Source organism: Paenibacillus sp. 01T422, from assembly GCF_056398785.1.
In genome coordinates this window covers 1-11,911 of sequence record NZ_JBFTQB010000086.1, presented here as the reverse complement: position 1 = coordinate 11,911, position 11,911 = coordinate 1, and the positions used below count along the sequence as shown (strand labels likewise).

Below are 11,911 nucleotides of genomic sequence, written 5' to 3'. Positions count from 1 at the left end.
GCCCCTTACCGAGCAAGCGAAAAGCAGCTGTCCATCAAGCTGCATACGCTAAAGCTAAGTCCGGACTATGTGGTTCAACAAGGGATACAGCTTACGCTTAAGGATGGACGCGTGCATGATTATCGGCTGCTGATTCAAAAAAATGGCCGCGGTGAATGGGAAGTAACCGGCTGTGCAGGCCGCATYGGTCCTCACCGCAGCATCACCTCGAACCTTCACGGAGGCGGAAGCGCGGTTTCGCAAGATAAGCTGTTAGCGTATCGTTTTGCCTCACCTGAGAAAACCGAAACGATCAAGAAAGAAATGAACAACTTCGCCTATAGGCTGGCAGACTTTCTAGAAACGAAATTCGGCAAGTTGTGTGAGTTGGGCATGGATATCGCCGTAGATCCCAAGGGAAATGTTTGGCTGCTTGAAGTCAATCCCAAGCCTTCCCGGGAAGTCTTTCGCAAGATAGGCGAAATCGCCACTTATCAGAAGGCGGTTTCACGACCTCTCGAGTACGCCGTCTGGATGTTAAGACAGAGCACTCGAAAAATAGAACTACCTTCGAGCGATGATTCAAATGAAACAGATTAAGGCCGCAATCGGAAGCAACAGCATTAAGCTGTAGAAGCTTCCGACTTACATATGCTGGAGATGCCCCAAGGTTTGCACAAATATTTGTTCAATATGATCATCATCCAGTGAATAAAAAACGGTTTTCCCTACTTTTCTACGCTTAACAATGTGCATATCCCGCAAATAACGCAACTGATGAGAAACCGCTGACTGCCCCATCGTAAGAAGTGTCGAAAGATCATGGACGCAAAGCTCCTGCTTCAAGAGGAAAAAAATGATTTTGACCCTCGTTGGATCCCCTAATGCTTTGAATATATCCGCAACCCCCACCGCCAGATCTTCCGTCATAGGCAGCTCATGCTCTTCCTTGACAGCTCCCGTACCTGTACATGCCTCATCGCAAGTATCCAATACTGCTTTTTCCATCTAAAAACCTCCCTCCAATTTCTTCGTTTGTTCATTCAGCCTCTATACTTTTAACTCCGAGTGCGTATTCGTGGAATTTTCAATTTGGATCGTTGCGTGACTAATATGAAAACGTTCCTCAATCCGGTGAATGGCTTGCTGTAGAATCGTTTGGCTATCTTGATCATCAGCAATGAGCAAATGACAACTTAAAGCATCAAGCCCGGAAGTTATCGTCCAGATGTGCAGATCATGAACATTAATGACCCCGTCAATGCCCTCCAGCACCTGCTTAACCTCCCCGAATGAAACTTCAGATGGCGTGCCCTCCATCAAAATATGAAGCGTGGATTTCAAAACGGCCCAAGCACCTCGCAAAATAAGTAGCGCCACAATGACACTAATAATCGGGTCTGCAGCGTACCAGCCAAAAATCAGCATAATCACACCAGCAACTATCGCCCCAACAGAGCCAAGCGCATCCCCTAAAATGTGCAAATACGCGCTGCGCAGATTCAAGTTGCCATGCACATCCCCTTTGCGCATGAGCGACCACGCGCTTAACAGGTTAGCCAATAGCCCGATGCAAGCAATGAGCATCATGGAACCACTAGCTACGGGCGGTGGTTGAAGAAACCGTCCAATCGCTTCCCAAATAATGAAACCGGCAACTAGAAAAAGGGTGACGGCGTTAAAAAGCGCCGCTAAAATTTCGATGCGATGAAAGCCAAAGGACTTGCTTGCCGAAGACGGTTTTGCAGCGAACCATAGCGCAATCAAACTCAGAAGCAAGGACCCGGCATCACTTAACATGTGGCCCGAATCCGAGAGCAGCGCCAAACTATTCGTCCAGAGCCCTCCAACAAATTCTACCACCATGATCCCAGCAGTAATACAAAGGGCAATTAGAAGACCCTGTTTGTTGCCGCCATGACCATGGTGGTGGTGTCCATGATGATGCCCATGGTGATGTCCGTGATGTGCATGACTGTGTCCAGCGTGCTGGGCATGATCATGCTGCGAATGCGTGTGCTCACCGCTGGCCTCGTGGCTACAAGAAGCATGCTCCTTATGAGAATGAGATTTCTTATCTGACGAATGTTGATGCATAACATTCCCTCCCCGTCGCTCTGCCACTAGAATGGCGTGCTGTCCGTTTCTTTATACATGACGTATTAATATATGAGCATATATTCATATATTAATGAGTGAAGCCTTGCTCTGTCAATCACGTTTTGCCTAAATTTGAGAAAAACCAGCTCTTATCAGGGGTGAGGTCAGGTTCGAAAAACTAAGCGAGAATTCCGATAAGGCTTACTCTTATGGAACTGGGGGACTGGGGGACTGGGGGAACTGGGGGAACTGGGGGAACTGTAGGCCTTTATTTGCAGGAAAACGACTGTTTTCCTCTTGGGAGGGGAACTACAAGGTCTTATTCGCCCTCCATGGCAGGTATTCTGGTCAAATTGGCAGAAATAACGGATCGTAGTTCCCCCAGCAAGTGGAAAATAGGCCTTTTCAGCGAAATAACGGCCTGTAGTTCCAGTTAGCCGAGTGGGAGCAATGGCGTAAAAAAAGGCTCCAAGCCCGTCACCCGAGCTTGAAGCCAATCTTCTTCCATACATTTTACGTCCCAGTAGCTATTTTATTAGCCCCAGCTTCCACAACATCCGGATCCAGCGTTATCGTCGCGCTAAATAGAACATTAGAAACGGCGAAATCTCCTGTTATACCGCCACCGCTGCCGGAATACGTTTTGGCTGCGCTTGTCGGCGCAATCACTAACGTATCACCGTTCACCAGGTTTCCTTCGTTCCTTATAATGTTGAATATCCCTACAAAAGAAGGCATTCTAATCAGCACCTTTATCTGTCAATGTGCTATAGTGTATGCCCAGCCAGCCAGGTTTGCGACAACTTCATCTTAAACATATTCCAGCAGTTCAGCAAAGCTGCGAATTCGAATGTGTGCGCCTTCGAGCTCCCCAGCTTCTCGGAAGCCGGCATAATCACAAGCAGCTACGGTCAGATTGTTCTTAAGTCCTGCCTCCACATCGGAGGAACGATCTCCCACCATCCACGCGGACCCGATTTGATGCGTGTCGAGCGCTATTTTAACCAAATCCACTTTGGATCTAGTTTGATATTTCCCCGCACTGTACAGGTCCTCAAATAAAAGGGAAAGCCCCATCGCCTCGGTCACATGACCAACGTAGTCCTCTAATCCGTTGCTCGCCACAAATAAGCGGACACCTCTGTCCCGCAAAGCCTGCAAGGTTTCAGCCACGCCATCGTACAATTTCCCCTGCCCTTGCTTCAGCGCTTCCATCTGAAATTGAAGCAACAGCTCATCGGCTGCCTGACGCGCTTCTATAGAAGCTTCCGGCATAACCCGCTGCCAAATATGCTCAAGCAGCATGCCGAGCGCTCCCAGGATTCTCTCTTCTGGCGGCGTCTCTCCCGTGAAAAGCCCCTTCTCTCTGAGCACATCAAATGTCGCATGATAAGCAGGCAGTAGAATCGTCTCGGTTTGAAATAACGTGCCATCCATGTCAAAAAACATAGCCTCAGGTAGGTTTCTCTGTGTACTCATCATCAAGCTCCTTCGCCATCATGAATTATATAAATCGTGTAATGATCTTAGTTAAGAATGGCAAACATACCCATGTAAGTCAATGTTCATATTTGGGAAAATGCCTGTTGCCGAGTCTATTGAATTCAGTTATGATTGAAATGAGTAGAATTACAATGAAAAATGATACTTTTATGCAAAATGATTTCATAAATCATGCATCAAATGCAAATAACTTGTCTATGAGAGTGAGGAGCACGAATATGAATCTTCATATTTTTCAAAATCAACAAGAGCTTAACGAGGCCGGAGCCGGTATTATTACATCCCTTGTCCAAATGCAGCCAAAAGCTGTTCTAGGCTTAGCCACCGGTGGTACACCTGTAGGTATTTATGAAGAGCTTGTGAAAGCTTATGAAAAAGGCCGCGTCAGCTTTAAGCATGTCACTTCCTTCAATCTGGACGAGTATGTCGGCTTGCCAACGGATCATCCAGAGAGCTATTACGCATATATGCAGCAGCATTTATTTTCACATATCGACTTGCCTGCTGCTTCTGCCCACCTTCCCAACGGAAATGCACCTGACCTGGAAGCGGAATGTGCAAGATTTAATGAACTTCTTGAAGATGCGAAGCAGATTGATTTGCAAATCCTTGGCCTTGGCCATAACGGACACATCGGCTTCAATGAGCCTGATGATTCCCTGATCAGCGGAACGCATCTCGTCGAATTGAAAGAAGAAACCCGCGAAGCGAATGCGCGTTTTTTCAACTCGATTGAAGAAGTTCCGACTCACGCTCTAACGATGGGCGTAGGCACGATTCTCAAAGCCAAAACAATCCTTCTGATTGTTCGCGGAGCCGACAAAGCGGAAATCGTTCATCGCGCACTTACTGGCCCAATTACAACAGAAGTACCAGCTACTCTGCTGCAAACTCACCCACACCTTGTCGTTCTGCTTGATGCTGAGGCAGGGAGGTTGTTCGAATGAGCGAACTTGTCATTACGGGAGCGAAGATCGTTACGGAACAAGGCGTCATTGAACAAGGTGTTGTCCATCTAAAAGATGGGGTTATCGCTTCTGTCCAAAGCAGCTCACAGTGGAATCCCAGCACCGCCGATGCGGCTGCCGAAACGCTTGATGCTAATGGCAGCTGGTTATTGCCAGGTTTCATCGACGTTCACGTGCATGGCGGGTACGGTGCAGACTTCATGGAAGCAAGTCCCGAAACGCTTGATACCATTACACGTTTTCACGCCAAAAACGGAACAACCGCCATGCTTGCTACGACAATGACTCAAACGCATGAAGCGATTGACCGCGCCCTTGGCGAAGTCAGCCGCTACATGCAAGAGCCTATGCCTTATGCGCAGCTGCTTGGCGTGCATATGGAAGGCCCTTTTATCTCGCCGAAGTGGGCTGGCGCGCAAGATCCGAAGCTGATGCTGCCGCCACAGCTTTCCTGGCTGCAAGACTGGGACGAGCGCTTTCCGCAGCTCGTGAAACAGCTTACCCTCGCCCCTGAAGTCGAGGGCGCCCATGAGACGATCGCGTGGCTGCAGGGTCGTGGCATCGTTGCCGCCTGCGGCCACACGGACGCCTCCTACGCCGACATTCAGTCGGCAGCCAGTGTGGGGCTCTCGCATGCGGTGCACACCTTCAACGCGATGAAGCCGCTGCATCATCGCGAGCCCGGAACCGTCGGTGCGGTCCTTACCGACGATCGCATCAGCGGCGAAGTCATCGCTGATGGGCATCACGTGCACCCGGCAGCGATTCGCCTGGTGGTGAAGGCTAAGCAGCCGCATGGCTTGCTGCTGATCACGGATGCCATGTCGGCCGCGGGACTCGGCGACGGGCAGTACGACCTTGGCGGGCAAGCCGTTACCGTCCAATCGGGCGTTGCCCGATTGACGGAAGGCGGCGCGCTCGCCGGCAGCACGCTGACTATGATCGATGCGCTCCGCTTTATGGTGCGCGAGGTGGGTGTCAGCGTCGAGGACGCGAGCCGCTTCGCGAGCGGCAACCCTGCGCGGCTATTGCAGCTGCAGGCGTCGCATGGCTCGATTGCGCAGGGCAAACAGGCAGACCTGCTGCTCATCAGCCCTGAGCTGGAACTCGAACACGTATGGATTCGTGGTCAAGAACTACAAGCCTAAAGCGGGAGACATTTGCCACGCCATGGTGATTCAATATTTAACGGGAAATTCTCAGACTGTCGAGAAATTCCATTTACTTATGATTTAGCTACGTTACTCCAATTAATAGCAGTAGTAATTCCCGCTAAATTGAAAAGGCTGTCCCTCCGTCATTTGATGACTTTCGGGGCAGCCTCTATTTATTTTTTGCAGGATATTCACTAACATTGTCGAAAAAGCATAATAACGCAAATAGCTGTTTTTTCCAAGAAAGGATCTAATCATCCCTATGCTCTATTTGATCAAAATTGCCTATACGTTATTGTTCCCCCCGGGGATTGTCATTCTGCTGCTCTTCTGCATTGCCTTATGGCTGCAACAAAAAAAAGAGTACATAGGTACTCTTCTTGTCGGACTCGCTGCACTTCTCTTATGCGTTTGTTCCATGCCCTATTTCGGCAATGCGCTCCTAAATTCTATCGAACGTAGGTACACCCCACCGGCTCAGGTGACCGGGGATGTTATTGTCATGTTGACAGGTGGCGCGACACTTGATACACCAGATCCGCTAACCAAAGGCGAAGGATATTTAACGGGGAACACAGCTGCCCGCGTGCTGACCATTGCAGAGCTGTACCGCAGTACGAAGCTGCCCATCCTCATCTCGGGTGGACAAGTTTTCACAGACACCGGCAACGAATCGCAAATTTCCAAACGCCATCTCATCGCACTTGGTATCCCTGAAGCTTCCATCTTTCTGGATGATACGAGCCGCAATACGGAGGAAAATGCGCTGCATACCCAAGCCATGTTAACCACAAATGGCTGGCAGCATCCCATTCTCGTTACTTCTGCCTTCCATATGGCCCGCTCCGTCAAACAGTTTCAAAAACTCAAGGTGGATGTAATCCCTTATCCAACTGACTATATTTCGCAGGGAAAACAGGCACTCAGTGTAAGTAAATTCATTCCTTCTTCCAGCGGATTATCCAGTACTTCAATTGCGTTGAAGGAATACTTAGGCTTACTAGCAACTAAAAATTAGTTATTCGGTACAGCATGAACTATGCTCTCCCTAGCTTGCATTGTTCTTAGGCGCACCTTTCCTACTGTATGAATGGGTGGTGCGCCGCCAAATCCTCAAAAGACCTTTTTCTGCATCCTATCATCCTTCAAAATTTCGACGGCTTCTCGAAACCGAAGGGAATGCACGATTTCCCGCTCACGGAGAAATTTCAGACTATCCTGGAGATCGACGTCATCGGTTAAATCAATTAGCCATTGATACGTGGTTCTTGCCTTCTCCTCAGCAGCTATGTCCTCATAGAGGTCTGCTATGGGGTCTCCCTTCGCCTGTATGTAAGCTGCCGTCCATGGCACGCCAGACGCATTCTGATAGAATGGCGCCCTATCATGAATCACGTACTGATCGTCCATCCCAGCAGCCTTAAATTGATCAATAGTTGCATCTTTCATGAGTTTATAAACAATTTCTTTATTGCAACACAAAGAAAAAGCCCTATTTGACTAGAGCTTTCGAGGATAATAACCGCTGTATGAATTTATCTAGATCTAGTTTCCCGAACACACGTACGCTTCCCTTGCCATCAATCGTCTTCTCAAAGGTCATTGGTTGCCCCATCATCGTTTCCGTCTTCGACATTGGCATCACCTCTGTCTTATTTGTATGAGTGCCAAGAGTTGTCCGATTCATCTAGTGGGCCAAAACCATGCGTGCCATTTGTTATTGGCTTGCTCCTTCGCACTCATGTATTGGGATCACCCTCCGATTGCTCGCGACCAGCTCGAATACGCCTCACTATCATCAAATAGATAGCTTTGGAAGATTACCCCTGTATTAGTGATGAATCTCCCTTGTGCGTCCTTTGGTATCTGTTCGGCGGCTACCGTGCTATCAAGAATAATTTGTGACAAGATATTATCCGCCCTGCCACAGATACGGCAGTCAATATTTGAGCGTATTTGTCCGCTTAGAATATCTGCCGAGGGGCGTTGTGTTGCAATTATAAGATGCATTCCAAAGGCTCGTCCTTGCCGAGCAATGACAGATAAATGGCTTTCAATCTGTGAAATCAGCTCTTTTCGTTCTTTGGAAAATCCTGTTTTATCGAGGATTTCCGCAATTTCATCACAGGCGAAGATAATACGCTTTAGATAGTTGTTTGTAGCGGCGTTGTACTCGTCAACATTGGCACACTCTGCTTCACGAAAAGCAGCCTTGCGGCGTTGTAATTCGTCTGTAAGACTTGTTAGCTGGTCGAGAAGATCGCTTTCATCAAAGCACATATGGCATTTTTTATGCCATATAGCGGGAAAATCTACTCCACCTTTAAAATCGGYAATATAGACCTCTGCACCCATTTCCACGCATTGCATTAGAAGCAGCTTTAATAGAATGCTTTTACCCGAGCCGCTAGAGCCGCCCAAAAGAATATGAGGAATTTTGGAAAGGTTGACTGTTTCTCGCCCGACTAGACTTTCGCCCAAAACAAGCTCAAATCTTTCTTTGTTTAGGTAGTTGTCCTGCCAGCGTAGAATTGGCGGCAACATGGACCGTGGGGAAACGGTTGTAAGAATAACACGCCTCCCGTTTCTGCTCTGCCTTACATGGAGAATCGTATCAATTAAAGCGCCTTTAATATTGTCTTTCTTGTTCTCCCAAGTTGAAAGCGAGGTTTCATTTTCATCAAACTCCCAGATTGTAAGTTTGGGGTTTTTTGGGTGTTTGTACCTTGCAAGAAGCAAAGGCGGTTCGTGACTGTGATTTGTAAAGCCCGCACTAATAAGACGATCTTGATACAATTTGGCTTTTTGTGGCGTTCCGATTACAGATATGAGGCACAGCAAGCCGAGCAGTAATAACAGGGCAACAAGCCAGCCAAACGCTATTTCGAGTACAGGAAACAGTGAGAAAGCACTATCAAGCCCAAACAGCAGCTTGCCACGATAAGCCCAAGCACAAGCAGCAACTATCAAGTAGGCTACCAAAAAGACATTTTTCCATATGTGAATAGTGGTAAGCTGTCTAATCCCTGTTATGAAACGTAAGTAAGCGGCTCTTCTTAATCTATTCCGTTCACGTCTGATTTTATTATTTTGATAAACGTTGTTCATTGTAATCGTCCTTTCTGTCATTTAATGTGATTTGTTCAAAAACCACTTCGCCGCTTGGTTGATACTCAACAATTCTGTGTATACGCCTTAATAATGCTTGCCACGTTTCGGGTTGTTCAGATTGAATATTGGAGTATTGAGCATGCAGAGCAAGATTGCTGATAATGTAAACCTTTGTGAAACAAGCTGTTTTGTTGGCATACCGACACCGAAGCTCTAAAGGGTATCCATCAAGCAGATTTAAAAGCTCGCTTATCTTAAGTTGAGAACGAAATTCATCCAGGACGAGCGTTTCTTGCCCTATATAGCTGTCGAATGGATGTTCGTATTCTGAGACTCTGTAAACTGCAGAATATCCTTCTTTTTCCATTATATGGCGGGTCTTTCCAGTGCCAGTACGCCCCCACAGATATGTCACTTCCATATTGCGGAAAGTTGTGCGAAATTCTTCCGCTTTTACCGTTTGGCGTACACGTTCAATATCTGTCAACCGCAAAAGATAATCAGAATTGTGCTCCAAAATCTCGAAATTTGTTTTCCCATCTTTCACAAGTTGATAAAGGAAATCAAGGTCGGAGCGAGTACCGGGGCGCTCCACAGGCAGTTCCCCCCATTCCTCAAATGATCCTTTAATGGCAGTATCACTCTTAGGGTCAGCCTCCCATTTTCCGGATTTTTCCACATACTGCTTGTTCTCCTCACAACTACCTCTCGCCTGTTCGATATGCCCCTCAGGGAAATGTCGCTTTATAGTTGAAAATCGCACAGGGGAAGAACAAGCGATGAAAAGATGAATATGGGGTGTCCGTTCCTTCAAGCCGATCTCGTCCGCCATACAGTAATATTGAATCGGTTTGATTCCTGACAGCACCTTTTTGATTACTTTATGGTCTATCTGCTCTTTGTTTTTGAAATTCAACGTAATTTGCCATTTGCGTGACTGTGTATCTTTCAATTTGTCACCATCCTTTATCATTGCATAGTTTCGACAATTTTCGACAATGCGACAATGCTACAGAGGTTGCCTAAGGGTAATACTAGCCCTTAGGCAACACCGCAACCGAACGGATTTTCCTGGAGGAAAATCCGTCCGATGCGGTGTCCTGCTTGTTATTGGCTAGCTTGCTTGACGGCGGGCTTAACGCTCTCCACCTTGCCACGGTTGTTAAATGCAACTTCAATGGCTTCCCCCACTTTGAATTGAGGCAGGTCAAAACCATCACGAATAAAGAGTTTATCGCTCATTTCGCCAACGACATTCTCCGCTGTGTAGGCTACAAAAAGCTGCATTCCCTTTACCTGTGAACCGTCATTTGCCTTGAAGTCAAGCTCCCTAGCACCTAGTAAACGCATTTTCATTATGTGTTCATCACCTTGTAAATAAATTCAACATGGCCATGTCGTAACCTTATTGTAAAGGAGCCATATTCCGATAACGAGAACCTACACGACTAATTGAGGACATCATTTCCCGATATTGTCACTATACGACTTTGTATAGTATATTAATGGTAGCGGACTGCGAGAGGAGCGAAAAAATGCACGACAAAAAAGGCGCTTATATGCGTAAAAAAGATATTTTACTTTGGCGCGTTAAGGAATTAAGAGAAGAAAAGAATCTTTCACAACTCGAATTTGCAGAAAGTATTGATGTTTCATCCAACACGATTAGTCGCATTGAGCGTGGGGAAATGAGCCTTTCATCTGACATAGCCTTGAAAATTGCAGATACATACGGAATTAGCCTTGATTGGCTTTTTAATCGTGGCGATGACCAGTTAAGTCCTAAGCTTCGAGCAAATTTGCAAGAAGCTATCAATTGTATAGAGGAGAATATCTCAATTCCTCCACGCTTAAAAATCAACAAAAAAACGCCCTCGGATTAAAATCCAAAGGCGTATTGATATCTTTTTGATATGATAATATCAATCAATATCCAATAATTTCCATAAAGGAATAGCATTAACATTCAGTCTAGAAATTAAAATGCAAAGTATTCGTCTCCAGCATTATTGAACTAGCCCTCCAGCAATAAGAGCCACCCATTATTTGAGTGGCCCTCCTATCTTACTTGTTTATCTAACATTTTTCCGTTAAAGGAATCGTGCGCCAGATTACTTCAACTCCGGCAACCCAAGCTCTCTTAAAAACCGATTATGTTTTTCCTTGGCTTCATTTATATCACTTTCAACCCGGTCTAAGTCCTCTTTTACTTCCGCAAGGTTAATTATTTCCTCTTCCGAAGCAGTGCTGACATACCTGGATATATTCAGGTTGTAGCCGTTCTTTTCAATTTCTTCCATGGAGACACGGCGAGAATACTTTATGTCATCATCTTTTCGATATTGATATGTGTCAACTATTTTGTCAATATGCTCTGGCAATAAGATATTTTGACGTTTCCCCTTTTCGCAGTAATCACTTGCGTTAATAAATAGCACATCATCAAATTTCTTGCACTTTTTTAGTACAAGAATACAGACCGGAATACCAGTAGAGAAAAAGAGGTTTGCCGGTAATCCTATTATTGAGTCAATATTATTGTCCTTAAGCAATTTTGTTCTTATTTTTTCTTCTGCACCACCACGGAATAACACACCATGTGGCAGAATGATTGCCATTGTGCCATTATCGCTTAAAAAGTGGAAACCATGAAGCAGAAAAGCAAAATCTGCTGCTGATTTGGGTGCCAGTCCATAACTTTTAAAGCGAAAATCTTCAGCAAGTGTATCATTTGGATCCCAACGGTAACTGAAAGGTGGATTTGCTACAACTGCGTCACACTCCAATTTTTTAGCCGGGTTCATCTCATTGAAAATATCCCAATCATTCAATAATGAATCTCCGTGAGATATCTGAAATTCAGAATCTTTGAATCCATGAAGGAGCATGTTCATACGAGCAAGATTGTAAGTCGTGATATTCTTTTCTTGTCCATATATCTGCCCAATGCTGTTTGGCTCAAGTTGCTTTTTAACGTTGATTAGAAGAGAACCAGAACCACAAGCAAAGTCCAGCAGATTATTAATATACTTTTTTTTCCCTTTACTCGGGTCTTGACTATCAAGTATAACGATGCGAGAAAGGATGGTAGAAATC

At 46.0% G+C, this 11,911-nt stretch carries 14 protein-coding genes and 1 pseudogene; 5 read left to right on the top strand and 10 right to left on the bottom strand.

What is annotated here, in order from left to right; genetic code table 11:
• Window positions 1-579: YheC/YheD family protein (locus AC1DUA_RS07075; protein ID WP_477499056.1), on the top strand; the 579-nt coding region annotated here is incomplete at its 5' end.
• 45 nt (window positions 580-624) lie between these two features.
• Here the strand turns inward: AC1DUA_RS07075 and AC1DUA_RS07070 are convergent.
• From AC1DUA_RS07070 to AC1DUA_RS07055, 4 genes are all read right to left on the bottom strand, one after another.
• Window positions 625-987, bottom strand: a complete 363-nt coding sequence (locus AC1DUA_RS07070) for an ArsR/SmtB family transcription factor (protein WP_477499055.1) — start codon at window positions 985-987, stop codon at window positions 625-627.
• Window positions 988-1,029: 42 nt separating this feature from the next.
• Window positions 1,030-2,076, bottom strand: a complete 1,047-nt coding sequence (locus tag AC1DUA_RS07065) for a cation diffusion facilitator family transporter (protein ID WP_477499054.1) — start codon at window positions 2,074-2,076, stop codon at window positions 1,030-1,032.
• A gap of 516 nt (window positions 2,077-2,592) precedes the next feature.
• Complete coding sequence (locus tag AC1DUA_RS07060; protein WP_477499053.1) at window positions 2,593-2,817, bottom strand: spore germination protein; 225 nt, start codon at window positions 2,815-2,817, stop codon at window positions 2,593-2,595.
• A 72-nt stretch (window positions 2,818-2,889) separates the two neighbouring features.
• The gene (locus AC1DUA_RS07055) at window positions 2,890-3,558 is read right to left on the bottom strand and encodes an HAD family hydrolase (RefSeq protein WP_477499052.1); all 669 of its coding nucleotides are present in this window, start codon (window positions 3,556-3,558) and stop codon (window positions 2,890-2,892) included.
• A 242-nt stretch (window positions 3,559-3,800) separates the two neighbouring features.
• Between AC1DUA_RS07055 and nagB the strand changes: the two genes are divergently transcribed.
• From nagB to AC1DUA_RS07040, 3 genes are all read left to right on the top strand, one after another.
• Window positions 3,801-4,529 (top strand): glucosamine-6-phosphate deaminase, encoded by a 729-nt coding sequence (nagB, locus tag AC1DUA_RS07050; RefSeq protein ID WP_477499051.1) that lies wholly within the window; start codon window positions 3,801-3,803, stop codon window positions 4,527-4,529.
• The gene (nagA, locus tag AC1DUA_RS07045) at window positions 4,526-5,698 is read left to right on the top strand and encodes an N-acetylglucosamine-6-phosphate deacetylase (protein ID WP_477499050.1); all 1,173 of its coding nucleotides are present in this window, start codon (window positions 4,526-4,528) and stop codon (window positions 5,696-5,698) included. Before nagB ends, nagA begins: the two co-directional genes overlap by 4 nt.
• A 268-nt stretch (window positions 5,699-5,966) precedes the next feature.
• The gene (locus tag AC1DUA_RS07040; RefSeq protein ID WP_477499049.1) at window positions 5,967-6,722 is read left to right on the top strand and encodes a YdcF family protein; all 756 of its coding nucleotides are present in this window, start codon (window positions 5,967-5,969) and stop codon (window positions 6,720-6,722) included.
• A 95-nt stretch (window positions 6,723-6,817) separates the two neighbouring features.
• On the opposite strand, the pseudogene AC1DUA_RS07035 reads toward AC1DUA_RS07040, so the two are convergent.
• The 5 genes and pseudogenes from AC1DUA_RS07035 to AC1DUA_RS07015 all read right to left on the bottom strand — a co-directional run.
• Window positions 6,818-7,168 (bottom strand): annotated as a pseudogene (locus AC1DUA_RS07035) (manganese catalase family protein); the annotation flags it as partial.
• Window positions 7,169-7,196: 28 nt separating this feature from the next.
• On the bottom strand, window positions 7,197-7,340 hold the full coding sequence (locus tag AC1DUA_RS07030; protein ID WP_477499048.1) for a hypothetical protein: 144 nt from the start codon (window positions 7,338-7,340) through the stop codon (window positions 7,197-7,199).
• A 116-nt stretch (window positions 7,341-7,456) separates the two neighbouring features.
• Entirely contained in the window at window positions 7,457-8,812 is a 1,356-nt protein-coding gene (locus AC1DUA_RS07025) for an FtsK/SpoIIIE domain-containing protein (protein ID WP_477499047.1), read from the bottom strand.
• Window positions 8,790-9,767 carry a hypothetical protein gene (locus tag AC1DUA_RS07020; RefSeq protein ID WP_477499046.1) on the bottom strand — a complete coding sequence of 326 codons (978 nt, stop codon included), beginning with the start codon at window positions 9,765-9,767 and terminating at the stop codon, window positions 8,790-8,792. Before AC1DUA_RS07020 ends, AC1DUA_RS07025 begins: the two co-directional genes overlap by 23 nt.
• Before the next feature lie 155 nt (window positions 9,768-9,922).
• Window positions 9,923-10,171: a hypothetical protein gene (locus tag AC1DUA_RS07015; protein WP_477499045.1), complete on the bottom strand. Its 249-nt coding sequence runs from the start codon at window positions 10,169-10,171 to the stop codon at window positions 9,923-9,925.
• A gap of 179 nt (window positions 10,172-10,350) precedes the next feature.
• Here AC1DUA_RS07015 and AC1DUA_RS07010 point away from each other — a divergent pair, with 179 nt between their 5' ends.
• Window positions 10,351-10,698, top strand: coding sequence for a helix-turn-helix domain-containing protein (locus AC1DUA_RS07010; RefSeq protein WP_477499044.1), 348 nt, complete (start codon window positions 10,351-10,353; stop codon window positions 10,696-10,698).
• 228 nt (window positions 10,699-10,926) lie between these two features.
• Here AC1DUA_RS07010 and AC1DUA_RS07005 read toward each other — a convergent pair.
• The coding region (locus tag AC1DUA_RS07005) for a type I restriction-modification system subunit M (protein ID WP_477499043.1) at window positions 10,927-11,911 on the bottom strand (985 nt) is incomplete at its 5' end.